21 protein-coding genes and 1 riboswitch are annotated in these 22583 nt (G+C 74.9%); of the genes, 13 read left to right on the top strand and 8 right to left on the bottom strand.

Annotated features, from left to right (window positions below; genetic code table 11):
* Positions 1-22 precede the first annotated feature (22 nt).
* A complete protein-coding gene (locus tag CWOE_RS01115) occupies positions 23-823 on the bottom strand; it encodes a class I SAM-dependent methyltransferase (protein ID WP_012931711.1) in 801 nt (266 codons plus the stop codon).
* Between the two features lie 89 nt (positions 824-912).
* A riboswitch (cyclic di-AMP (ydaO/yuaA leader) is annotated at positions 913-1073 on the top strand.
* A gap of 8 nt (positions 1074-1081) precedes the next feature.
* Here CWOE_RS01115 and CWOE_RS29990 point away from each other — a divergent pair.
* Positions 1082-2425: a peptidoglycan-binding domain-containing protein gene (locus CWOE_RS29990; RefSeq protein ID WP_012931710.1), complete on the top strand. Its 1344-nt coding sequence runs from the start codon at positions 1082-1084 to the stop codon at positions 2423-2425.
* Between the two features lie 7 nt (positions 2426-2432).
* On the opposite strand, the gene CWOE_RS01100 is transcribed toward CWOE_RS29990, so the two are convergent.
* Positions 2433-3197, bottom strand: coding sequence for a hypothetical protein (locus tag CWOE_RS01100; RefSeq protein ID WP_012931709.1), 765 nt, complete (start codon positions 3195-3197; stop codon positions 2433-2435).
* Between the two features lie 24 nt (positions 3198-3221).
* On the opposite strand from CWOE_RS01100, the gene CWOE_RS01095 reads away from it, so the two are divergent.
* The 3 genes from CWOE_RS01095 to CWOE_RS01085 all read left to right on the top strand — a co-directional run bounded on the left by CWOE_RS01095 (position 3222) and on the right by CWOE_RS01085 (position 5643).
* Positions 3222-4367, top strand: coding sequence for a M20/M25/M40 family metallo-hydrolase (locus tag CWOE_RS01095; protein ID WP_160165463.1), 1146 nt, complete (start codon positions 3222-3224; stop codon positions 4365-4367).
* 43 nt (positions 4368-4410) lie between these two features.
* Positions 4411-4767: a PRC-barrel domain-containing protein gene (locus CWOE_RS01090; protein ID WP_041731269.1), complete on the top strand. Its 357-nt coding sequence runs from the start codon at positions 4411-4413 to the stop codon at positions 4765-4767.
* Positions 4768-4854: 87 nt separating this feature from the next.
* Positions 4855-5643 carry an SRPBCC family protein gene (locus CWOE_RS01085; RefSeq protein WP_012931706.1) on the top strand — a complete coding sequence of 263 codons (789 nt, stop codon included), beginning with the start codon at positions 4855-4857 and terminating at the stop codon, positions 5641-5643.
* 8 nt (positions 5644-5651) lie between these two features.
* On the opposite strand, the gene CWOE_RS01080 is transcribed toward CWOE_RS01085, so the two are convergent.
* The 3 genes from CWOE_RS01080 to CWOE_RS01070 form a co-directional block, all read right to left on the bottom strand.
* On the bottom strand, positions 5652-8165 hold the full coding sequence (locus CWOE_RS01080; RefSeq protein ID WP_012931705.1) for an FG-GAP repeat domain-containing protein: 2514 nt from the start codon (positions 8163-8165) through the stop codon (positions 5652-5654).
* A 65-nt stretch (positions 8166-8230) separates the two neighbouring features.
* Positions 8231-8605, bottom strand: a complete 375-nt coding sequence (locus CWOE_RS01075) for an RNHCP domain-containing protein (RefSeq protein ID WP_012931704.1) — start codon at positions 8603-8605, stop codon at positions 8231-8233.
* A 193-nt stretch (positions 8606-8798) separates the two neighbouring features.
* Positions 8799-9143, bottom strand: coding sequence for a hypothetical protein (locus CWOE_RS01070; RefSeq protein ID WP_012931703.1), 345 nt, complete (start codon positions 9141-9143; stop codon positions 8799-8801).
* A gap of 51 nt (positions 9144-9194) precedes the next feature.
* On the opposite strand from CWOE_RS01070, the gene CWOE_RS01065 reads away from it, so the two are divergent.
* From CWOE_RS01065 to CWOE_RS01050, 4 genes are all read left to right on the top strand, one after another.
* Entirely contained in the window at positions 9195-10862 is a 1668-nt protein-coding gene (locus tag CWOE_RS01065) for a hypothetical protein (RefSeq protein ID WP_041730008.1), read from the top strand.
* Positions 10863-10907: 45 nt separating this feature from the next.
* On the top strand, positions 10908-11177 hold the full coding sequence (locus CWOE_RS01060) for a type II toxin-antitoxin system Phd/YefM family antitoxin (protein ID WP_012931701.1): 270 nt from the start codon (positions 10908-10910) through the stop codon (positions 11175-11177).
* A complete protein-coding gene (locus CWOE_RS01055) occupies positions 11174-11599 on the top strand; it encodes a type II toxin-antitoxin system VapC family toxin (protein WP_012931700.1) in 426 nt (141 codons plus the stop codon). Before CWOE_RS01060 ends, CWOE_RS01055 begins: the two co-directional genes overlap by 4 nt.
* A gap of 78 nt (positions 11600-11677) precedes the next feature.
* A complete protein-coding gene (locus CWOE_RS01050) occupies positions 11678-13009 on the top strand; it encodes an NAD-binding protein (protein ID WP_148260846.1) in 1332 nt (443 codons plus the stop codon).
* Here CWOE_RS01050 and CWOE_RS01045 read toward each other — a convergent pair.
* Complete coding sequence (locus tag CWOE_RS01045; RefSeq protein WP_012931698.1) at positions 13006-14580, bottom strand: MFS transporter; 1575 nt, start codon at positions 14578-14580, stop codon at positions 13006-13008. The two genes, CWOE_RS01050 and CWOE_RS01045, sit on opposite strands and share 4 nt — an antisense overlap.
* Positions 14581-14662: 82 nt before the next feature.
* Here CWOE_RS01045 and CWOE_RS29985 point away from each other — a divergent pair, with 82 nt between their 5' ends.
* Together CWOE_RS29985 and CWOE_RS01035 are read left to right on the top strand one after the other, a co-directional pair.
* On the top strand, positions 14663-15244 hold the full coding sequence (locus tag CWOE_RS29985) for a TetR/AcrR family transcriptional regulator (RefSeq protein ID WP_012931697.1): 582 nt from the start codon (positions 14663-14665) through the stop codon (positions 15242-15244).
* Between the two features lie 91 nt (positions 15245-15335).
* Positions 15336-16769 (top strand): helix-turn-helix domain-containing protein, encoded by a 1434-nt coding sequence (locus tag CWOE_RS01035; RefSeq protein ID WP_148260845.1) that lies wholly within the window; start codon positions 15336-15338, stop codon positions 16767-16769.
* 15 nt (positions 16770-16784) lie between these two features.
* On the opposite strand, the gene budA is transcribed toward CWOE_RS01035, so the two are convergent.
* Together budA and CWOE_RS01025 are read right to left on the bottom strand one after the other, a co-directional pair.
* Positions 16785-17588 carry an acetolactate decarboxylase gene (gene budA, locus CWOE_RS01030; protein ID WP_012931695.1) on the bottom strand — a complete coding sequence of 268 codons (804 nt, stop codon included), beginning with the start codon at positions 17586-17588 and terminating at the stop codon, positions 16785-16787.
* A 20-nt stretch (positions 17589-17608) separates the two neighbouring features.
* Positions 17609-18298: a FliH/SctL family protein gene (locus CWOE_RS01025; protein ID WP_012931694.1), complete on the bottom strand. Its 690-nt coding sequence runs from the start codon at positions 18296-18298 to the stop codon at positions 17609-17611.
* Positions 18299-18452: 154 nt separating this feature from the next.
* Here CWOE_RS01025 and CWOE_RS01020 point away from each other — a divergent pair, with 154 nt between their 5' ends.
* From CWOE_RS01020 to CWOE_RS01010, 3 genes are read left to right on the top strand one after another with little or no spacing between them, the layout of a single operon-like run.
* Complete coding sequence (locus tag CWOE_RS01020) at positions 18453-20783, top strand: MMPL family transporter (RefSeq protein ID WP_012931693.1); 2331 nt, start codon at positions 18453-18455, stop codon at positions 20781-20783.
* A gap of 37 nt (positions 20784-20820) precedes the next feature.
* A complete protein-coding gene (locus tag CWOE_RS01015; RefSeq protein WP_012931692.1) occupies positions 20821-21159 on the top strand; it encodes a hypothetical protein in 339 nt (112 codons plus the stop codon).
* A gap of 9 nt (positions 21160-21168) precedes the next feature.
* The gene (locus CWOE_RS01010) at positions 21169-22557 is read left to right on the top strand and encodes a cytochrome P450 (protein ID WP_012931691.1); all 1389 of its coding nucleotides are present in this window, start codon (positions 21169-21171) and stop codon (positions 22555-22557) included.
* The last annotated feature ends 26 nt before the right edge of the window (positions 22558-22583 follow it).

Here is a 22583-nt window from a genome sequence, read left to right as displayed (position 1 = left end):
CCCGCCCGCCCCGGACGGCCGCTCAGGTGACCCGCGCGACCGCGAGCAGGTACTCCAGCTCGTAGCGCGCGGGTCCGCCGGGCGGGCCGCCGTCGGTCCGCTCGGCCAGCTCCAGCAGCGCGCGGTCCAGCTCCGCGAGCCGCGTGGGGTCGTCGCCGAGCGCGGCCCGCGCCGCGACGACGGGGCCGAAGTAGGCGGCGTAGTAGGAGACGATCGCCGCCGGATCGGGGAAGCGGTCGACGACGACCGTGTGGCGCTCGGTCCGCAGCGTTTCGATCCCGGCGCCGAGCAGCTCGCGCAGGTGCGACTCCTCGCCCCACATGACCGGCGGCTGGAAGCCGGGCGGGGGCGGCGGGCGGAACGGCAGCAGCGTCGCGAAGAACTGCGCCACCCAGCTCCCGGGCGTCCAGTTGACGAGGCCGATCGTGCCGCCGGGACGGCAGACGCGCACCAGCTCGGCCGCGGCGGCGGGCTGGTCGGGCGCGAACATCACGCCGAACGAGGAGGTGACGACGTCGAACGCGTCGTCGTCGAACGGCAGTGCCTGCGCGTCGGCCTCGACCCATTCGAGCGTGACGCCCTGCTGCGCCGCCTCCGCACGACCGGCCTCCAGCAGCTCCGGCGTGATGTCGCTCGCGACGACGTCGGCGCCCGCGCGGGCCGCCGGGATCGCAACGTTCCCGGAGCCTGCGGCGACGTCGAGCACGCGCTGTCCGGGACCGATGCCGCATGCCTCGACGAGCACGTCGCCGGTGCCCGTGATGGTCTCGCGCGCCACCTTCGCGAAGTCGCCCAACGCCCAGATTCCGCCCCGTCCGGTCACGATTCACATCTTTGCAGTCCCGCTCCCCGGGCCGCGGCTTGCAACGGTCGTTGCAACGTGCAGGAAATCGCCTGGTAGGTTGCGACGCCGTTACATACGAGCCGAATCGCGGGCCCTCTGAGGCCTGCGAGCGGGGGACCCATTGGTCCCGAGGACCGGGGGCGAATCGCCGCGAGTGCGGCGTAGCGCGACCGAACCATGGCTGCGCGAGCCCGTCAGCTCACCTCGCAGGCTCTCTGAGACAGGAGCACCGAAGCTGTGAACCAGGAGCAGCGCGATCTCGCGCTCGATGACCTCTGGGCGGACTCGCTCGAGCGTTCGCTCGCACGCCGCGGCGCGCGGCCGCGGACGTCCTCCGCGCTCGCTCGCCTGCGTCCGCGCGATCTCGCCGACGCCGAGTTCTCGCTCGACTCGCTCATGGTCGCGCAGCGGCGCCGCGAGGCCGCCGCGGCGCAGACGAAGCTGCCCGCCCCTGCCAAGCGGGGCCTGTCGCTGACGGCGCTGCTCGCCGTCACCGCCGGTCCGGCCGTCGGCGTCGGCGGCGCGTTCACCGGCACCGCCGCCGCGGCGCCGCGCGTCGCGCTGGAGAAGGGCGACAGAGGCCGCCAGGTCAAGCAGCTGCAGCGCGCGCTCGGCGTCCACGCCGACGGCATCTTCGGCCCCGGCACGAAGAAGGCGCTGCGCAAGTTCCAGGCCCGCCACGGGCTCGACGTCGACGGCGTCGCCGGCTCGGCGACCTGGTCGGCGCTCAAGCGCGCCGATGCCAACACGGCACGGACAAGCGCTCGCTCGGGCGGCAAGAAGGACCGCATCATCGGGCACAGCGTGCGCGCGGTCCAGCGCGAGCTGGGCGTGCCCGCCGACGGCGTCTTCGGCCCGCAGTCGATCAAGGCGCTGCGCAAGTTCCAGGACCGCCACGGGCTCGACGTCGACGGCGTCGTCGGCCCGGCGACGTGGTCGGCGCTCAAGCGCGACGGCGGCGGCAACGCGGGCGGCGGGCGCCGCGCCCGCTCGGCGACGAACGAGGGCTCCGGCGTCGCCGCGCTGCAGCGTGCGCTCGGGATCGCCGCCGACGGCGAGTTCGGTCCCGGCACCGAGGCGGCCGTCAAGCGCTACCAGGCCAGCCGCGGGCTCGAGGCCGACGGCGTCGCCGGCCCGGCGACGCGCGACGCGCTCGGCCTCGGCGACGGCCCCGTGCTCAAGCGCGGCGGCGAGGGCCGGCGCGGTGGCGGCGGCAGCAACGCGGACGCGAAGGTCGCGGCGATGATCGCCGCCGGCAACCGGATAGCGACGACGCCGTACGTCTACGGCGGCGGCCACGGCTCGTTCCAGGACAGCGGCTACGACTGCTCCGGCTCGGTCTCCTACGTGCTCAACGCCGGCGGCTTCCTCGACTCCCCGCTCGCCTCCGGCGGGCTGATGAGCTGGGGCGAGGCCGGCGAGGGCAAGCGCGTGACGGTCTACTCCAACCCCGGTCACGCGTACATGGTGATCGACGGCAGACGCTTCGACACGAGCGGCCAGAGCTCCGCCGGCACGCGCTGGCAGGCGAACGACCGCTCGACCGCCGGCTACGTCGCCCGCCACCCGGCGGGCCTCTGAGCGACCGTCAGCCGGGCCGCGCAGGCGGACCCGGCGGATCCGGCTCCGACGGCGCGCCGCCGATCGCGTCGAGGAAGCGTCTGCCGAAGCGCGCGCCGCGCGTGTCGGGACCGTAGCGGGCTCTGGCGCGCGCGAGCTTGTCGGCGTCGTAGCGGCGCGCCCACGGCGACGTCGGCTTCGCGAGCCGGACCGCCGCCCAGGCACCGGCGACGAACGGGACGAAGATCGCCACCATCCCGAGCACCATCCGCCCCTTGAAGAAGGCGATCCCGGCGAACGCGAGCGTCAGCGCGAACCAGGCGGCCGTGCCGACGATCGAGCCGGCCTCGTCGAGGCCGTACGGGTTGACGCCGAACACGACGAGCCCTGCGAAGACCGTCGCGAGCACGACGGCGTCGAGCGAGGCGCGCCCCTCGTCGGACCAGTAGACGTCCTGCAGCCGCACCCACAGCGCGAACTCGTCGAGCGTGAAGCCGGCGCCGATCCCGAACGCGATCGAGGTGATCTGCCACCACGGCGCGACGAGGTCGGTCGCGAACGCGGCGAAGCCGGAGACGAGCAGCAGCACGATCCCCCACACGAGGTGGTGGAGGTGGACGCCGCCCTCCGTCTGCACGCCGCCGGGCCACCACGAGACGCTGCGCGTCAGCCGGGCGCTGGTGCGGATGAAGCCGAACGAGCAGAGGAACGCGAGCAGCACGAGGAAGGCCGATTCGCGGCCGGGCTCGGCGTTCGTCTGGACGAGGTCGAGCGAGATGATGACGGCGGTCATGGTCGCTGAACTATCGTGCCCCCCGTGGACGCATGGGTCCAGCAGGCCGCAGCGGGGATCGCCGAGCGCGCGGAGCGCGACCTCGAAGCGCTCGTCGCCGTCTCCTCCCCCTCCGGCGACGTGCACGGCGCCGAGGACTGCGTCGCGGTCGTGCGGGCGCTCGTGCCGCCTGCGGCTGCGATCGAGCGGATCCCCTGCTCCTCGCCCGGCCATGCCGACGACGTCGTCGTGCGGATCGCCGGCAGCGGCAGCGGACGGCTGCTGCTGCTCGGCCATCTCGACACGGTCGTCCCGCACGAGCGCCACGAGCCGCTGCGGCGCGACGGCGAGCGGCTGGTCGGCTCCGGCACGGTCGACATGAAGGGCGGCGACGTGCTCGCGCTCGGGCTGCTGCGTGCGCTCGCCGAGCAGCCGCAGCGGTTCGCCGAGGTCGCGCTGCTGCTCGTCGTCGACGAGGAATGGCGCACCGGGCCGATGGTGCACGTCGACCGCTTCGCCGGCTGGGACGGCTGCCTCTGCTTCGAGGCCGGCGAGCTGGCGCCGGACGGCAGCGACGCCGTGATCGTCAGACGCAAGGCGGCCGGAACGCTGCGCGTGCGGGCGCGCGGCGTCGCCGCGCATGCGGGCTCGGCGCCGCACAAGGGCCGCAACGCGCTGCTCGCGCTCGCCGCCGCGGCGCAGGCCGTCGCCGCCGCGCACGCGCCCGACGGGCACGACCGCCTCACCTCCGTCCCGACGATGCTGCACAGTGGCGACGCGTTCAACGTCGTGCCCGACGCGGGCGAGCTGGCGTGCGACCTGCGCTCGGACCGCACCGCCGCGTTCGAGGAGGTGCGCGCGCTGGTCCCGCGCGAGCTGGCGGGCGTCGAGCTGGACGCCGAGCTGACGCGCGTGTGGCCGGCGATGGACGCGCGCGCGGCGACCGCGCCGCTGCTCGCCTCCGCGGCGGAGCTGCTCGGCCGGCCGCTGGTCGCCGCCGGCCGCGGCGGCGCCAGCGACGCGAGCCACGTCGCGCCCGCGATCCCCTTCACCGTCGACGGTCTCGGACCGCGCGGCGGGCGTGCGCACGCGCCGGGCGAGTTCGTGCTCGCGGCGGCGCTGCACTCGCGCGCCGAGGTCGCGGTCGCGCTCGCGGCGGCGGTGCTCGACGCGGCCGGCGCCACCGTCTGAGGACCGCGAGAGCACGGCGCGGCACCGGGGTATGCTGCGGCTGATGGACGATCTCGGCGCGCCCACCTCGTATCTCGCGCTTGCGACCGGCGTCCCCGTCCACGACGCGGACGGCAAGCGAATCGGCACGGTCGAACACGTGCTGGCCGACGACGCCGAGGACGTCTTCGACGGGATCGTCGTCGACACGCGCAGCGGGCCGGGCGGCCTCCGCTTCGCCGACGCCGACCAGGTCGAACGGCTGTACGAGCGCGGCGTCGTGCTGAAGGTGGGCGAGGACGAGCTGCACGACCCGGAGCCAGGCGCCGCGGTGATCGACGTCGATCCCGCCGACCTCGACGAGTCGCCGCTGACGGCTCGCCTGCGGCGCGCATGGGACTGGATCAGCGGGCGCTACTGAGCGGCGACCACCCTCGATCACTCATGAAAACTGCGGATCGCGACCGGCCGCCTTGACAAGTAATCTTGTCAATGGTGTGATTGGCGCATGAGCGACGACGACAGACGCGAGATCCGCATCGAGGTCGAGGTCGACGCCACGCCCGAGGAGGCGTGGGAGGCGATCGCGACAGGGCCGGGAATCACGGCCTGGTATGTGCCGGCGACCGTCGACGAGCGCGTCGGCGGCGAGATCGCGCTGGACTTCGGCGGCGAGATGCGCGAGTCGACCCGCATCGTCGTGTGGGACCCGCCCCACCGGCTCGCGTACGACATACCGAGCGAGCGCGGCAGAGGCCTCGCGTTCGAGTTCGTGATCGAGGCGCAGGCGGGCGGCACCTCGCTCGTGCGGCTCGTCAACAGCGGCTTCGGCACGAGCGCCGACTGGGACGCCGAGTACGACGGGATGGACAGCGGCTGGCGGCTGTTCCTCGCGAACCTCGTGCTGTACCTGCGGCACTTCCCGGGGCAGCACGCCGCGTCGCTGATCGTCAACGGCGTCGCGGCCGGCCCGCGCCCCGCGGCGTGGGAACGGCTCGTGCAGGCGGCCGGACTGCCCGCCGCGCCCGCCGTCGGCGATCGCGTCGAGACGGGCGGCGACAGCACGCCGGCGCTCGCCGGGGTCGTCGAGCGCATCGCCGACGAGATGCTGACGCTGCGCACCGACACACCCGCGCCCGGCCACGTCTTCTTCGCCGCCGAGGGCGGCGGGATCCAGATCTTCACGAGCTTCTACGCCTACTTCTTCGGCGACGACGCGGACGCCGTCGTCGCGAGCGAGACGCCGGGCTGGCAGGCGTGGATGGCCGCGCACTTCCCGCCCCCGGCCGACGACTGACAGCGGCGTCAGCGGCGGAAGGCGATCCGCGCGGCCAGCGTCACCTGTCTGGCGCCGGGAGCGGCGACGGTCACCGCGAGACCGAGCGTGTTTCTGCGCCCGAGCTTGGCGACGGCGGCGCTCGCCGCTCGCAGTCTCAGCTGCAGCGTGCCCGCGCGCGTGGCGCGCAGCGTCGTCGCGACGACGCGCCGTTTCCCGCTCTGCAGCGTCGCGGTCGCTCTCGCGCCCTTCGCGACGTGCTGGACGCGCACGAGCAGGCCGCGGCGCAGCTGAGCCGCAGTCGCTCTGCTCGACACGACGAGCGCCGGTCTCGGCGCAGCTCTGGGCGGATCGACCGGCGTCGTCGGGGGCGGCGCCGGCGTCGTGACCGTCACGGGGGGCGGTGCGGGCGTCGTGGTCGTGACGGTCACGGGCGGCGGCTCGACCGGCCGGCGGACGGTGAAGACGCGCGCCGCTGCGGCCGAGCGGGCGCCTGACGGCATCACCTGCACGACGCTGATCGTGTGGGAGCCGTCGGCCAGCCCGCTGACGCGCAGCGGCGAGACGCACGGCGCCTGCGCGCCCGCGTCGACGCTGCACGCGAACGTCGCGCCCTCCTCACCGCGGAACGCCACCTCGACGGTGGAGTCGGCGGTCACGGCGCCCGGCCCGGACAGCAGCTCCGGCGCGGCCAGTCTGCGGATCGTCGCCGTGCGCGGCGAGTAGGCGGTCGCCGACGTCCCGTCCGGCCCCGTGCCGACCCCGCGCACGCGCAGGGTCGCGCCGAGGTCGGCGCTGCGCAGGATGTACGGCAGATCGGTCGCGAGCGCGACGCATCCGCCACCGCCCGCGGGACAGCGTTCGAGCGTCGGTCTGAGCGCGACCGGCGGCGTGCCTCCCCACGCTCCCGCGTCGAGTGCGAGCGTCTCGCCGGTCACGGGAACGCCCGTCAGCCGCAGCTCGCCGGCCTCCGGCGGCCGCAGCCAGACGTCGACCGAGCGTGACGCGAACGGCAGCGTGCCGAGCTGCGCGCGCACGATCCGGCGTCCCGCGGTCGCGCCTCCGGGCAAGCCGGAGGCGATGTGGGCGAAGCGCACCGTCCGCAGCGCGGCTCTCCAGGCGTCCGCCGGCTGCGACAGCGCCGAGGAGATCGTCAGCTTGGCGGTCGCCGGGTCCCACTCGGGCGCGAACGGCGCCGCCGGGTTCGCGCTCAGCACGTCGCCGGTGGCGCGACCGCTGGCGATCGTGACCGTCAGCGTTGTCGCGTTCGCCGCCGCGGCGCCGAGGATCCGCGCGTCGGGATCGAGCGCGACGCCCGCGGCGCCCTCGTAGACGCCGACCCCGAGTCCGCTCAGCTCGACGACCGGGTCGGACGCCGCGCGTCCCTCCCAGACGGCGAGGCTGCCGGCTCTGTTCGCGACCGCGACGAGGTCCGGGCGCTCGTCGCCGGTCACGTCCGCGATCTGCGCGTCCCACGCGCCCGCCCACGCGATCCGGCGCTCGGTCCCGAACGTGCCGTTGCCGCGGTTGAGGCGATAGCCGACCCCGTCCTGGTCCAGCGTCTCGGCCGTCGCGCTGGCGAGGTCGAGGCGGGCGTCGCCGTCGACGTCGACGAGCAGCACCCGACGCGGCCGGCCGGCTGCCGCGTAGCTCGTGGGAGTGCCGAAGCTGCCGTCGCCGAAGCCGCGCATGATCCGCACGACGTTCGATCCGGTGACCGCGAGATCGACGTTTCTATCGCCAACGACGTCGCCTGCCTCGAGCCGGAACGGAGACGCCCCGGCGGGCGACGAGATCGCGGTGCCGAAGCTGCCCCCGCCGAGGCCGGGACTCACGCGCACCATTCCGAGCGCCGGGCAGACGACGACGGCGTCGAGCTTGCCGTCGTCGGTCACGTCGACGAGCCGTGCGTCGGTCGGCTCGCTGCAGGCGGGGATCTCAGCCCCTCTCTCCAGCACCGGGATGCCGGGCAGCGGTGTGCCGTTGGACACCACCTGCAGTGGAAGGTCCTCGTCTCTCCGGATGCGCGTGACGAGCGCGTCAAGATCACCGTCGCCGTCGACGTCGCCGGTGTCGACGGCGTGGGCGTCCGGGATCGCGAGGTAGCCCGTGAGCGGGTTGCCGGTCCAGACGGTCAGGCCCTCGCCGTCGAGCAGGGTGACTGCGTCGTCGGCGCCGTCTCCGTCCCAGTCGGCGGCCTCGATCTCGCGCAGTCTGCCGGGCGGCGTCGAGACGACGATCTCAGCGCTTCTGTCGAACGGTCTCGTGCCGGGGCCGGCCGCCGTCCCGGGCCGCACCAGCACGCCCCCGTCCCACCGCGCGATGAACGCGTCCGGCCGCGCGTCGCCGTTGCGGTCGCCGAGCGCGAGCGCCGCCGGTCCCGCGACCGCCTCCGCCTGCACGGGATCCGGCGCGAATTCGTCGGTCGGAGGCGACGGCGCGGCGACCGCCGCGCCGCTCGGGACGAGCGACGCGGCGAGCACGAGAACCGTTGCGAGCCCGCCCGCGCGACGGCGGACGGGCACGGCGGGTGCGCATGGCATCTTGGCGTTGTAACAGACCGGGTCGCTCGCGTGTCCGGCTCAGGTCCGCGAACTGCCCGCGCGGCTCACAGCCGCGCGAGCCGTTCGAGCGGAAACGGCGGCTGCGCGAGCGGCTTGACCGCGAGCCGCGTGAGCAGCAGCGGATTGTCGTCGCCGGCGATGCGGTTCAGGTCCAGCTCGCCGCAGCCGGCGCAGCGGTGGACCAGCACCCACTCGCCGTCGCCGCGCACGGCGACGGCGATCGGCTCCATCGACGAGCCGCACAGCGCGGCGCGGTCGCCGGGGGTGGCGTCGTCGAGGTGCCGGCTCCAGAGGCAGCTCGGACAGTGGTTGCGATGGGCGGTGCCGGGTGCGTCGGTGGGCACGTCGAGACCGCAGTTGCGGCATCGGAATGCGCTCGGCTCACGGCGCCGGGCGCGGTGTCGCTGGTCGCGCGACAAGGGGACCTCCGGATGGAAAGGCGGACGGAAACGCTGGGTCGCACCTGCATCCGCCGCCCTCAGGCAGCGGTCATCCGGCGGGAGATCGAGTGACGATCAGGCAGCCGGGTGCAGCGCGACGATGTCCGCAATCGCATCCATGACCACCGACAGTAGCGGAACGGGTCGCACCTGTGCCACCACGCGGCGCCGATCAGCGGTCGCGGATGTCGCGCGCGGCGCGTCTCGCGCGGCGCACGACGCGCGCCTGCTCCATCCGCTGCGCGAGCCGCGACCTGGGCACCGGCAGCGCGGCGACGTCCGCCGCGGGGATCGTCAGCGTCACGGCGCGCTCGGCGATGTGCGCGACCTCCGGCGCGTCCACGAACCGCTTGCCCGCGCGCGTCTCGACGACGATCCCGTCGAAGATGTTCTCGCGCACGTTGTCCTGCACGCGGTGGACCTTGCCGACCTCGGCGCCGTCGCTCCCGCGCACGCGCGTGCCACGTCTCAACGCCTTGTACGAGACCGCCACGCCGTCGTCGTGCTCACCGCTCATGCCAGGAACGCTACCGGCCGCCGAACCCGCAATGGCCGTTAGCCTCGCCACGTGACCGGAAGCTCGCGCAGCAGGTGCAGCCACCGCCTCGCGACGGTCGCTGCCGTCGTGCTGCTGGCCGCGCTCCCGGCCTGCGGCGGCGGAGCGGACGAGCCCGGCGGGGGACAGCCGCGCAGCGGGGCCGCTACCACCGCGGCGCTCCCGCCCGCGACGACGCCGGACCGCTTCGCCGCCAACTTCGAGCGCGTCACCGGCGTGCGGCTCGTCGCGCGACCCGACGGCGGCGGCGTGCGCTTCGACGTGCCGCATGTCCCCGATCGCGAGCCGCGCCTCGGCATCTACGCGATCCGCTGGTCAGCCGACTCCACCGCGCGCGACGGGCTGCTCGGCGCCGGCCCGCCCGACGCCCAGGGGCGCTGGTGGAAGCCGGACGGCGCAGGCGCGTGGACCATCGCCAAGCCTTTCGGCTCGCACCTCGTCGCCGAGGGGCCGCCGAGCGCGGCGCGTACGCCGGACGCGAGATGGCTGCGGCTGGAGCGCGCCGTCGCTGCCGCCGCCTCCGGCGACCTCCGCACCCTGCCCACGGCGGAGCAGCCGTGCCGCGACCGCGGGCTCAACGCGCTCCACGGCCGAACCGGGGCATGCAGCGTGAAGGGGATGCCGGTGACGTTCGTCGACGCGCTCGACGAGCTCGACACGCCGCTGCTGCAGGCACGCGTGCACGGCGTCGAGACGGCGACCGTGCTCGAGGACCCGTACGGGCTGCTCGGCAGCCGGCGCGCCGACGGCCGCTTCGTCGTGGTGGCGTTCGCCGTTCGCAACGCCGGCGGCGGCTCGATCCCCTCCCTGCACCCGCAGCTCCACCTCGGCGGGCGGACGTTCGAGCAGGACCCGCGTGCGCACGCGCTGATGCCGCGGTCGCGCTCGCTCCCGCTCGAACCGGGCGCGACGTTCGAGACCTGGGCCGCGTTCGACGTCCCCGCCGCGCTGGCCGCCCAGGCGAGCACGGGCGCGTTCGTCCTGGGGACCGGCGCCGACGAGCACGGCCTGCCGAGCATCGACGTCGAGCAGGGCTGGATCCGCCTGCTCGCGGCGCCGCTGTCGCTGCCCGATCCGCCCGATCCTGCCCAGCCGCCGGGGGGCGCGAGAAGCTACCGGCCGCCGCCGACCCCGTTCGAGCGCGGCAGCGGCGAACGGATCGGCGCGACCGTGCGGGCGCGCTACGCGGCCAGCACGTTCTTCCCCCTGCCGAGCACGTTCGCGCCCGGCGGGATCCCGATCGGCTCGCGCGCCGGGATCTGCCGCGTGCCGCCGCTGACCACCGGGGTCCGCGCCGAGCTGCGCGACGCGATCCGGCGCCAGACGCCGCGCGGGACGCTGCAGCCGCTGGACGACGACGCGATCCTGCTGGCCGACTGCGGCGCCGCCGGCCGCTGGGCGCTGCTCACGTGGACGCAGGTCCACCGCGGGCGGACGGTCGACTGGATAGACGAGCTGCGCGACGACGGCGGCGGAAGGTGGGGCGGCACCGCGCGCGGGGTCCACCCCGGCTGCCGGATGCCGCTCGACGCCGCCGCGGTCTGGCAGATCGACGTGACCGCGTGCAGACGACCGCCCGCCACGCCGAGAGCGCCAGCGCCGAGCCCGGCGCCCAGAACCACCCCCCAGCCCGCGCCGAGAGACCGCGAGCGGCTGCCCGACGGCAGCTCGCGGGCGTAGCGGATCCCGCCACAATGTAGTCATCTCGGATGCTAATGTGGCTACATGCGTGAGATCGGGATCCGGCAGCTGAAGAACGAGACGAGCGCGCTGATCGAGCAGGTCGAGCACGGTGAGGTGCTGACCGTGACCCGGCGCGGAAGACCTGTCGCGCGCGTCGTTCCCGCGGGCATGTCACCCGGCATCGCGCAACTCGTCGAGACCGGTCGCGTCCGTTGGAGCGGACGCAAGCCGGCACTCCCGCCGGCTGTTGAGCTGAGGGGCGACGGCCCCACCGCGGCGGAGATGGTGATCGACGACCGCGGCGATCGTTGACGCTCTACCTCGACACGAGCGCGCTCGTGAAGCTCCTCGTCACCGAACCGGGGAGCGAGGCCGTGCGCGCCGAGGCTGCTGCGGCGACGGAGCTGGTCTCCAGCCACCTCACGTACGTCGAGATCCACTCGGCGCTCGCGCGGATGCACGCCGGCGGTCGGCTCACGAGACGTGTCCACCGCAGACAGCTCGACGCGTTCGTGCGGATGTGGGAGGACGTCGTCGTCGTTCCGGCCGACGCGCCCGTGATCGACCGCGCTGCCGCACTCGCCGAACGTCACGTCCTGCGCGGGTTCGACGCGCTGCAGCTGGCCTCGGCGGTCGAGCTGCTCGGTGCCGGCCCGGCGCGGTTCGCGTCGTGGGACGAGCGACTCAACGCCGCGGCCGCTCGCGAGCGGCTGGAGCTGATCCCGCTCGGCTGAGCGCGCGCGTGCGCCAGGAGCCCGCGCGTGGCGGGCAGCGAGCACGCGCTGAAGCGGGACGATCCGTATCTTGCGCCGATGCCAATGCCCCATCTCGTCCTCGGTGAGGGGATCCTCGCCCAGGGCGTCGAGAAGGCGTTGCTCGCGGCCGGCGTCCCGGTGCGGCGGCTGCGCAGGCCGACCGACCGCGAGCTGCGCCGCGCCCTCAAAGACGACGTCGCGGCGGTGACGGTGATCGACCGCGACGACATCAGCGCGCTGCGCAGCGCGCTGCTGGTCGAGTACGTGCGGCCGGGGATACGGCTCGTCGTGACGATCTTCGACCGCACCGTCGCCGACCAGCTGATCAGCTCGATCCCCAACTGCAACGTCGTCTCGATGGCGGACGCGTCGGTCGGCGCGATCGTCGGGCCTTGCGTCGACCCGCAGCTCGTCGCGCTCCACCGCACCGACGACGGCGACCTGATCGGCGTCCGCGACAGCGGCGACGAGCCGCCCGCGGTCGCGCCGCTGCCCTACCACCCGCCGAGCGCGGCGGTGCGGCTGACGCGGCGGCTGCGTGCGCAGTTCCGCCCGCCCGACCGCGCGGCGCGGCTGCTCGTCTGGTCGGTCGCCGGCCTGCTCGCGCTCGTGCTGTTGGAGACCGCACTGGCGCTGAGCACGCACCACGAGCCGTTCGTCCACGCCGTATACGAGGCGACGAAGGCGATCACGACGGTCGGCCCGAGCGGTTTCTTCGAGCACGGCGCGACGTGGATCCAGCTCTACGGGATCGCGTCGATGGCGCTCGGCCTGGTGCTGACCGCGGTCTTCACCGCCGCGCTCGTCAACCGCCTGCTGAGCCGCCGCCTGACGGGGATCTTCGGCACCCGCACGATCCCGCGCGTCGACCACGTCGTCGTCGTCGGGCTCGGCCAGGTCGGCTTCCGCCTCTGCCTGGAGCTGCGCGCGCTCGGGATCGACGTCGTCGCCGTCGAGCAGGACGAGCACGCACCGAACGTCGCGCTCGCGCGTGGCCTCAAACTGCCGGTCGTGATCGGCCGCGGCGGCGACCGCTACATGCTCGAAGGCCTCTCGCTGAGCCGCGCCCGCGCGCTCGCCGCGGTCACCAGCGACGAGCTGGCGAACATCTCGATCAGCGTCGCGGCGCTCGCCGTCCAGCCGGGGCTGCGGACGATCCTGCGCGCCGGCTCCAACGAGATCACGCAGGAGACCGCCGCGCTGTTCCCGATCGGCATCGCGCAGGACCTCGACCGCGTCGCGGCCGCCGCCGTCGCGGCGACCGCGATCGGCCACGAGCTGGCACACGCGTTCGTCCACCGCGGCGCGACGTACATCGAGACGCCGGGCGGGACCGAGCGCTTCCCGCCCGCCCCGCCCGCGGTCGCGGCCGCGCCGGACCGCCCCTAGACGTGCACCGCGGCGCCGTCGCCGGCGCCGTGGCCGCGGCTGACGAGCAGCGCGATCGCGGCACTGACGAGCGCCAGCACGCCGCTGACCCACATCGCCGTGTGGAGGCCGTCCATGAACGACTGGAACGACGCGTCGGTGATCGCCTGCGCGAGCCCGGCCGGCATGCCGGGCGTGACCGGCGCGACGCCCTGCGCGATCAGCTCCTCCTGCCCCTCGACCGCCTTCGCCGCTGCCGCCGGCACGCCCGCGTCGGCGAGGTTGCCGGCGAGCGCCGAGCCGACGCCGGAGACGATCACCGAGCCGAGCACGGCCGTGCCGAGCACGCCGCCGAGCTGGTTGGCCGTCGACTGCAGCCCGCCGGCCAGCCCGCCGCGCTCGACTGGCGCGTTGCCAACGATCGCCTCCGTCGAGGCCACGATCACGAACCCCATCGCGAGCCCGATCAGCAGGTAGAACGGCCACTGGCCGCCGTAGCCGGTGTCGACCTCCAGCCCCGTGAGGCCGAAGAAGCATCCGGCGAGGATCAGCATCCCGAGGCAGAGCGGCACGCGCGGGCCGAACTTCTCCGTCAGCAGGCCGCCGAGCGGCGCGCTGATCGTGAACGTCGCGGTCAGCGGCAGCAGCCGCACGCCGGTCTGGATCGGGCTGTAGCCGTGCACGTTCTGGAGGTAGAGCCCGATGAAGAAGAGGATCCCGAAGAGCGCGAAGAAGCCGGTCACGACGAGCACGACGCCGGCTGACAGCGAGCGGTTGCGGAACAGCTCCAGCGGCAGCAGCGGCTCGCGCGTGCGCGCCTCGCGCACGACGAAGCCGGCGAGCGTGACGAGCGCCGCGATCCCGAAGCCGATCACGTAGGCCGAGCCCCAGCCGTGGTCCTGCGCCTTGATGACGCCCCAGATCAGCAGGAAGAGACCGCCGGACAGCAGCGCGACGCCGGGCACGTCGAAGCCGCCGACGTGCGTCTCGTCCTTCGACTCCCTCACCCACCGCAGCGTGACGACCGCGGCGAGCAGGCCGAGCGGGAGGTTGAGCAGGAAGATCGACTCCCACGAGACGTGCTCGACGAGCAGGCCGCCGACGATCGGGCCGGAGGCGACGGCGAGCGCAGAGGCGCCGCCCCAGATCCCGACCGCGCGGTTCAGCTCGGCGGGCGGGAAGGCGGCGCGCAGCAGCGCGAGCGTGTTCGGCATCAGCAGCGCGCCGGCGACGCCTTGCAGCACGCGCGCGCCGACGAGCATCCCCGTCGACGTCGACAGCGCGCACAGCAGGGAGGTCAGCGCGAAGCCGGCGATGCCGATCACGAAGACCTTCTTGCGGCCGAAGCGGTCGCCGAGCTTGCCGCCGACGATCAGCAGGACGGCGAGCGCGAGCAGGTAGCCGTTGGTGACCCACTGGAGCCCTGCGAGCGAGGCGTCGAGGTCGGCGGCGATCGTCGGGTTGGCGACGCCGACGACGGTGCCGTCGAGCCCGACCATCATCACGCCGAGCGCGACGGCGACAAGCGTCAGCCAGGGGTTGTCGCGGCCGGACGCGCGAGAGCGCGCCGCCGCTGCAGCAGCGGTGTTCATGTGCGGACCTGAGAGGGTTGGGGCGCGGCGCGACCGGCGCCGCCCGATTGGGCAACTGTGACAGAGCGTAACATTTTCTAGGATGGCCGAGGACGAACCCGTCAGACCGCGCGCCGACGCGCGCCGCAACCGCGACGCCGTCGTCGCCGCGGCGATCCGCCTGCTGGCCGAGGACCCCGACGCGAGCATGCGCGAGATCGCCGACGCCTCCGGCGTCTCGCGGATGACCGTCTACCGCCACTTCCCCAGCCGCGAGGACCTGCTGCGGGCGGTCTTCGCGCACGTCCACGACGACTTCGCCGCGCTCGGCAGCTGGATCGTCGGCGCGCAGGCGCCGGCGGAGGAGACGCTGCGCCGCTTCGCGCGCGAGATCGTCGCGCGCAGCGAGCACTACCGCTTCCTGACCGGCTACCGCGCGCTCGCGGACGAGATCTTCAACGACGAGCAGGTGATCGCGGACGCCGACGACGTGCTCGTCTGGCTGCGTGCCGCGCACGCGCGCGGCGAGCTGCGCGCCGAGCTGCCGCCCGACTGGCAGTTCCGCATGCTGCGCGGGCTCGTCACCGCCGCCTGCGAGGAGGTCCTCACCGGCCGCGCGACGGCGGCGGAGTCCGGCGGCCTGCTCGGCGAGACGCTCGTCGCCGCGCTCGTCGCACCGCGCTGAGCGCGGCTGGCGTGCCGATGCGCCGAATCCACACACAGCTGTTCAGACCATTGGGCACGCGCCGGTGCGACGCGACTACGATGCGAGCCGGATGGGCCAGGGTGGATTCGAGGGGTCGGCGCCACGTGCAGGCGACGCCGGGCGGTCACGACTCGCACGCGCGCTGAGGGGAGCGTGCGGCGCGGCGTGCGCTGACGACCTCCAGCTCGCACGCGCCGTGGCGAGCGACACGCTCGCGGCGGCGCGGGCGCGCGGCGCGACGCTGCACGCCGCGATCGCGCAGGCGACGCTGGCGGCGACGCTCGGCGCGCTCGACGACGTCGAGGGCGCGCGGCGCCACCGCAGCAGCGCGACGGCGCTGCTCGCGCGCGTGCCGGGCGCGCCGCCCGCGGAGCGGATGGAGGCGCTGCTGTGGCTCGGCGTCGCCGACTGGGCCGCGCTCGGCGACGTGCGCGCCGCGCGCGATCGCTTCGCGCGCGCGGCGGTGATCGCCCGCGACGACGAGGACGCGGCGATCGCGGTGCCGGCGCTGGCGATCCGCGCGCACGCCTCCGCCGTCGCCGGCGACCTCGGCAGCGCGGCGACGACGGCCGCCGCCGCGGTCGACGCCGCCCGTCGCGCCGACGCGCCCGACCTGCTCGCGCTCGCGCTCGCGGCCGACGCCTGGCAACTGGGCGCACGCGGCGAGACGGCCGCCGCGGTCGCGGTCGGCGACGAGCTGCTGGCGCTGCCCGACCACGGGCCCCACGAGCTGACCGTGCTCGCCGCCTGGTCGGCGGCGCCGGCGCTGCTCGACGCCGGCGACGCCGCCCGCTGCGCCGAGCTGCTCGCGCCGGTGACGAGCGTGGAGCGGCTCGCCCCGCTCGCGCCGCGGACGCGGGCGCTGCTGCTGGAGCTGCGGGTGCGCGTCGCGGTCGCGCTCGACGACGGCGACGACGCGCGCCGGCAGCTCGCCGCGTTGCAGGCGCAGGCGTTCGTGCAGACGCCGCTCGGGATCGCGAGCAGCTGCTGCGCCGCCGCCGAGGTCGCGCTCCACGACGACCGCCCCGCGAACGCCGAGGCGCTCGCCAACGACGCCGCCGACGCCGCCCGCGACGCGCCGTCGCGGCTGCTGGAGATCCGCGCGACGGTGCTCGCGGGACACGCGCAGGCGGCGCTCGCGGCCCCCGACGTGGCGGCTGAGCGGTTCGCCGAGGCGGAGGCCGCAGCGCGCGCTGCCGGTGCGCTGCCGCTCGCGCAGGAGGCGGCCCGGCACCGCCGCGCGCTGACGGGCGGCGCGGACGCGTGGCCGTCCGCCGCCGACTACGGGCTGACCGTCCGCCAGCTGGAGATCGCCCGGCTCGTCGCGTCCGGCAGCACGAACCGCGAGGTCGCCGAGCTGCTCGGGATCAGCGACCACACCGTCAACACGCACCTGCGCGCGATCTTCCGCCGCTTCGGCGTCAGCCGCCGGCGTGAGCTGGGCGCAGCGCTGCAGGAGGCGGCGACGCGCGACGCCGCGACGCCGCCGCGCGCGACCGGCTGACGCCGACGGCGGCGCCTAGCCGGGGTCCCGCTCGATCCGGTCCAGCAGCGCGGCGCGGGCATCGTCCGCGCTGCCGCCCGGATCGGGCGCGTCGGGCAGCTCGACGCCGGGCGGCAGCTCGACGTGGAGGTCGCGCAGCGCGCCGATCCGCAGCACGCCGGGGCCGACGCGCGCGCTCAGCACGTGGCCGCCGCGGCGGCGGTCGGCCGTGATCGCGTGGAGGTGGACGCCGGGCAGCTCGACCCCGGCCGCGACGTCAGGGAAGGCGAAGCCGACGAGTGCGCCGTCGGCCGCCTCCAGCATGAAGTCGCGCTGCTGCGCGGCGGCCTCCGCGAGCGGCGGATACGGCCGTCGCTGGCGCGGGACCGAGCGCGCGTGCACCGCGACGAGGCGGCCGTCGAAGCGGATCGCGCGGGTGGCCGCGCCGGCCGGCGCACGCCGCTCGACGAGCGCGAGCAGCTGCGCGTGGGTCAGCTCGTGCTCGACCGCGACCGTCACGTCGGCGGCGAACGGCGTCACGACCGCGAACGGCGTCCGCTCGTCGTCGCCGACCGGCTCGACCGAGCCGTCGACGCGCGCCCGCCAGACCTCGCCGTCGAGCACGACCATCTCGCCGTCGAGCGCCTGGAAGGTACCGAGGCCGAGGTCGCCGTGGCGGCGGAGCTCGCCGATCGTCAGGTCGCCGTCGTAGGCGCCGTCGAGCAGCGCCGCGAGCGTCGAGGTCTGGAAGGCGACGTGCGCGGCGTGCTCGTCCTCGAGCGCGCCGTGCCGGACCGTCTCGAGGTGGAGCGCGGCGACGAGCCGCGGGTCGACCGCCATCGCGCTCCTCCTCGCCCGCGCTACTCGCTCGGCGCGCCGGCGCCGCCGGCGTCCTCCGACGGCGTCGCCGCGGTCGCGGCCGTCTGGCAGATCTGCGAGCTGCCGCCACCGCCGCACAGCTTGTAGTTCGTGCCCGGCTCGACCTGCGAGCGGCTGGTGATCGTGTACGGCACGCCCTCGGTCTGGCTGGCGCCGACCGTGACGATGTAGAAGGCGCCGTCGGTCCACGTCTGGAAGCCGCCGAGCACCGCGGCGGCGCCCTGTCTGACGCCCTCGGACTCGCCGGTCGAGACGCCGACTCTCTGGCCCTGCTCGAAGCCGGTTCTCTCGCCCTGCGCCTCGCCCGTTCTCTCGCCCTGGGCGGTGCCCTGCGCCATGCCCTCTCTGAAGCCCTTCGCCTTGCCCTCGTCGAAGATCTGCTTGTACGCGGGCTGGCCTCTCTGATACTCGGCCGTCACCTCGGCGCGGCCCGCCTCGAGGCCCTTCTGGTAGCCGGCCTGCTTGCCGGACTTCGTCCCCTCGTCGTCGCCGCTGCTGTGGCCGATCAGGTAGCCGCCGACGCCGGCGATGACGAGCACCGCCGCGGCGACGCCCGCCAGCGCACCCGCGCCGAACGTGCGTCTTCTCGGCGCGGCCGGCTGGTCGGCCCCTCCCGGCTGCTGCGGTCCCGGCTGGCCCTGACCGCCCTGCGGCGGTTGACTCGTCGACATCTCTCGTCCTCCATGGTCACAGTGATCGTCACGTTGATCGGCCGGAGAGCGGTGCGACTGGAGCCTCGCAGGCGAACCGGCGCACGCGCGGGCCCGGGAAGGCTGACAGCGCGGCCGCCTTCAGACGCGCCCCGGTCCGGCCGATATCCGGGGCATGAAGAGCAACGATCGCGGCGGACTGCACCGGCTCGGCCGCTTCTGCGTCCGACGCCACCGCCTGGTGCTGTTGGTGTGGGTCCTCGGCGCCGTCGGGCTCGGCGTGTGGGCCGGACAGCTCGGGACGCAGACGAACGACAACGTCTCGCTGCCCGGCACCGACAGCCAGCGCGCTGCCGACGTGCTGGACCGCGACTTCTCCAGCGGCGCCTCGAACGGCACCAACCCGATCGTGCTGCGCGCGCCCGCGGGCGTGCGGCTGACCGACGCGGCGGAGCGGAGAGCCGTCACCGCGATCGCCGCCGCGTACGCCAGAGACCCCGGCGTCCGTGCCGTCGTCAGCCCGCTCGAGCCGGCCGGCGCGTCGCAGCTGAGCCGCGACGCGCGGATCGGGTATCTCGGGCTGTCGCTGCGCGACAGCCCGAGCACGCTGACGCTGTCCGAGGCGGAGCGCCTGCTCTCCGTCGCGCAGGACGCGGCGCGCCCGGCCGGGCTGCAGGTCGCCGCGGGCGGCTACCTCGGCGCCGACCTGTCGCAGGCCGGCTCGGCGGATTCCGAGGCGATCGGCCTGCTGGCCGCGGTCGTCGTCCTGCTCTTCACGTTCGGGACCGTCGTCGCGATGGGGCTCCCGCTCCTGACCGCGATCCTCGGGCTCGGCACCGGGCTGAGCCTGATCACGCTCGCCAGCCACGTCGTGCAGGTGCCGAGCACCGCGCCGGCGCTGGCGACGATGATCGGTCTCGGTGTCGGGATCGACTACGCGCTCTTCGTCGTCACCCGCCATCGCGAGCAGATGGCCGCCGGCGTCGAGCTGCGCGAGTCGATCGCGCGCGCCGTCGCGACCTCCGGCAGCGCCGTCGTGTTCGCCGGCGGGACGGTCGTGATCGCGCTGTGCTCGCTGCTGCTGACCGGCATCCCGCTCGTCCAGCAGATGGGCTGCCTCGCCGCGATCGCCGTGCTCGTCGCGGTGCTCGCGGCGATCACGCTGCTGCCGGCCGCGCTCGCGGCCGTCGGACCGCGGATCGACTCGCTCGCCCTGCCGTGGGTGCGGCGCGCACGCCGCGAAGCCGAGGCCGAGCGCGCTCGCGCCGCGTCCGCCGGCGCGCCGGCCGCCGGAAGCGCAGCCGCTTCCGCCGCGCCGGCATCCGACAGCGCAACCGCTTCCGCCACTTCCGCCGCTTCCGCCGCACCTGCCAGCGCCGGCGCCGCCGCTCCCGCTCACCCGACCATGTGGCTGCGTTGGGCGCGCCTGGTCGCCGACCGGCCGTGGCCGGCGCTCGTCGTCGCGCTGCTCGTGCTCGGCGCGCTCGCCTGGCCGCTGACGTCGCTCGACCTCGGCCAGAGCGACACCGGCCAACTGCCGCGCGACACGACCGCGCGCCAGGCCTACGACATGCTCGCGGAGGGCTTCGGCGCCGGCTCCAACGGCCCGCTGCTCATCGCCGTGAGACTGCCGGCCGACGCCGCGAGAGCGAGCGCCGAAGCGGTCGCCGGGAGACTCGCCGCCGCGTTGAGAGCGACGCCGGGCGTCGCCGCGGTCGGCCCGCCGCTGCCGGCGCCGCGCGGCGACGCGCTGCTGCTGACGCTGACGCCGACGACCGCGCCGTCGGCGCCGGCGACCGAGGCGCTCGTCCGGCACCTGCGCGCCGACACGATCCCGGCCGCGCTGGGCGACAGCGGCACCGCCGCCTTCGTCGGCGGCTCGACGGCCGGCTACATCGACCTCGCCGACGAGATCAGAGACCGCCTCCCGCTCGTGATCGCCGTCGTGCTGACGCTCTCGTTCCTGCTGCTGACGCTCGCCTTCCGCTCGCTGATCGTGCCGCTGAAGGCGGTGCTGATGAACCTGCTCTCGATCGGCGCGGCGTTCGGCGTCGTCTCGTTCGTCTTCAGCCACGACTGGAGCGCGCAGCTGCTCGGGGTCGAGGGCGCAGCGCCGATCGTCTCGTTCGTCCCGCTGATGATGTTCGCGATCCTCTTCGGCCTCTCGATGGACTATGAGGTCTTCCTGATGACGCACGTGCGCGAGCGCTGGCAGGCGACCGGCGACGCGCACCGCGCCGTGATCGAGGGACTGGCCGGGACCGCGCGCGTGATCACCTCGGCGGCGCTGATCATGGTCGCCGTCTTCCTCGCGTTCCTGCTCGACGGCAACCCGACGATCAAGCAGTTCGGCCTCGGCATGGCAGTCGCGGTAGCGGTCGACGCGACCGTGATCCGCTGCCTGCTCGTGCCGGCGATCATGTCGCTGCTGGGCCGCCGCGCCTGGTGGATGCCGAGACGGCTGGAGCGGCTGACGCCGCGGCTGTCGATAGAGGGCGACGGGTAGCGACGGTCCGGCGGGCGCCGCCGCTACCCTGTCCGGCGTGCAGCGTCTCCCCTCCTGGCCGATCGCGGCCGGATCCCTGCTCCTCGGCTTCGCCGTCGCCGACGTGACCGGCGTCCGCCCGCTCGGCGGGATCGTGCTGTTCCTCGGCGCGCTGTGGTGCGGATTGCGTTGGCGCCGCGAGCAGGGGCTCGCGGTCGCGGTCGCGCTCGTCGCCGCGTTCCTGGCGGCGTTCGTGCTCTCCCACCCGCTCGGCAAGGCGATCGGCTCGTGGCCGGCGGTGCTCGTCGTCTCGGCGTTCGTCGGGACGATCGTGTGGGCGCGCGTGGACCGTGTCGCGCCACCGGGAACCGGCGTGTCGGCCGCACCGTCGCGCTAGCGTCAGCGGATCGCCCCGGCCGCGCCCGACACCCGCTCGCTCCCGCCCGGACCGACCGGTCCGCGCGTCCTGACGGTCTCGCGCTTCCTGCTGCAGCCGACACGCTTCGTGGGCGAGTGCCGCGAGCGCTACGGCAGACTCTTCACGATCAGGCTGTCCCCCGGGCGCACGGTCGTGGTCGCCGCCGACGCGGCGGTCGCGAAGGAGGTCTTCACCGGCGACCCGGCGCTGCTGCACGCCGGCGAGGGCAACGTCGTGCTGCGGCCGCTGCTGGGGCCGCGCTCGGTGCTGCTGCTCGACGGTCCCGAGCACCTGCGCCAGCGGCGGCTGATGCTGCCGCCGTTCCACGGCGAGCGGATGCGCGGCTACGGCGAGCGGATGCGCGCGATCGCGGACCGCCACGTGGCGCAGTGGCCGGTCGGCGAGCCGTTCGCGGTCCAGCGCTCGATGCAGGCGATCACACTGGAGGTGATCCTGCGCGTCGTCTTCGGCGTCGAGGAGCCGGCGCGCGTGGCGCAGCTGTCGGCGCCGCTGCGGCGGCTGCTCGACTCGACCGAGCAGCCGTGGCGGCTGCTCGCGTTGCAGCTGACGAGATCGGAGGGCGCGCGCCCGCGCACGCCGTGGGGCCGCGTGCGCCGACTGCTGGCGCCGGTCGACGCGATGATCTACGAGGAGATCGCGGCACGGCGGGCGGAGCTGGAGTCCGGCCGGCCGACGCGCGACGACATCCTCACGCTGCTGCTGTCCGCGCGTGACGAGGACGACCAGCCGCTGACGGATGCCGAGCTGCGCGACGAGCTGATGACGCTGCTGCTGGCCGGCCACGAGACGACGGCGACCGCGCTCACCTGGACGCTGGAGCGGATCACCCGCCACCCGGAGGTGCTCGCGCGGTTGGAGGCCGAGGTCGGCGGCGAGGGTGCCGACGCCTACCTCGACGCCGTGATCAAGGAGACGCTGCGGCTGCGCCCGGTCGTGCCGGCGGTGGTGCGCAAGCTGCAGGCGCCGCTGACGTTCGGCGGCTGGGACCTTCCCGCCGGCGTCAACATCGCGCCGAACATATGGCTGATCCACCGCGACCCGGCGCTCTACCCCGAGCCCGAGGCGTTCCGGCCGGAGCGGTTCCTCGACAGAACGCCCGGCACGTACGAGTGGCTGCCGTTCGGCGGCGGGATCCGCCGCTGCCTCGGCGCCAGCTTCGCGCTCTACGAGATGCGCATGGTGCTGTCGACGATCCTGGAGCGGACGCGCCTGGCGCCGACGACCGACGCGCCGGAGCAGGTCACGCGCCGCTTCGTCACGTTCAGCCCCGCATCCGGCGGACGCGTGACGATCACCCAGCGCCTCACCCCCGCCGCCGCCGGTTCGGCCGCGCCGCAGCCGCGCGTCCCGGCCTGAGCGGTCACGCCCCCACTTGTCCCTCT

The organism is Conexibacter woesei DSM 14684 (genome assembly GCF_000025265.1).
In the GTDB taxonomy this organism is placed as follows: Bacteria; Actinomycetota; Thermoleophilia; order Solirubrobacterales; family Solirubrobacteraceae; genus Conexibacter; species Conexibacter woesei.
This window is presented reverse-complemented; position numbering and strand designations above follow the sequence as displayed.

What these genes read in the sequence shown, in the direction of transcription:
- CWOE_RS01085 (WP_012931706.1), top strand. Translation starts at nt 4,855, where the DNA reads ATGAGCGACGACGACAGACGCGAGATCCGCATCGAGGTCGAGGTCGAC.
- CWOE_RS01100 (WP_012931709.1), bottom strand. Translation starts at nt 3,197, where the DNA reads ATGACCGCCGTCATCATCTCGCTCGACCTCGTCCAGACGAACGCCGAG.
- CWOE_RS29985 (WP_012931697.1), top strand. Translation starts at nt 14,663, where the DNA reads ATGGCCGAGGACGAACCCGTCAGACCGCGCGCCGACGCGCGCCGCAAC.
- CWOE_RS01060 (WP_012931701.1), top strand. Translation starts at nt 10,908, where the DNA reads ATGCGTGAGATCGGGATCCGGCAGCTGAAGAACGAGACGAGCGCGCTG.
- CWOE_RS01090 (WP_041731269.1), top strand. Translation starts at nt 4,411, where the DNA reads ATGGACGATCTCGGCGCGCCCACCTCGTATCTCGCGCTTGCGACCGGC.
- CWOE_RS01080 (WP_012931705.1), bottom strand. Translation starts at nt 8,165, where the DNA reads ATGCCATGCGCACCCGCCGTGCCCGTCCGCCGTCGCGCGGGCGGGCTC.
- CWOE_RS01035 (WP_148260845.1), top strand. Translation starts at nt 15,336, where the DNA reads ATGGGCCAGGGTGGATTCGAGGGGTCGGCGCCACGTGCAGGCGACGCC.
- CWOE_RS01025 (WP_012931694.1), bottom strand. Translation starts at nt 18,298, where the DNA reads ATGTCGACGAGTCAACCGCCGCAGGGCGGTCAGGGCCAGCCGGGACCG.
- CWOE_RS01020 (WP_012931693.1), top strand. Translation starts at nt 18,453, where the DNA reads ATGAAGAGCAACGATCGCGGCGGACTGCACCGGCTCGGCCGCTTCTGC.
- CWOE_RS01045 (WP_012931698.1), bottom strand. Translation starts at nt 14,580, where the DNA reads ATGAACACCGCTGCTGCAGCGGCGGCGCGCTCTCGCGCGTCCGGCCGC.
- CWOE_RS01050 (WP_148260846.1), top strand. Translation starts at nt 11,678, where the DNA reads ATGCCAATGCCCCATCTCGTCCTCGGTGAGGGGATCCTCGCCCAGGGC.
- CWOE_RS01070 (WP_012931703.1), bottom strand. Translation starts at nt 9,143, where the DNA reads ATGAGCGGTGAGCACGACGACGGCGTGGCGGTCTCGTACAAGGCGTTG.
- budA (WP_012931695.1), bottom strand. Translation starts at nt 17,588, where the DNA reads ATGGCGGTCGACCCGCGGCTCGTCGCCGCGCTCCACCTCGAGACGGTC.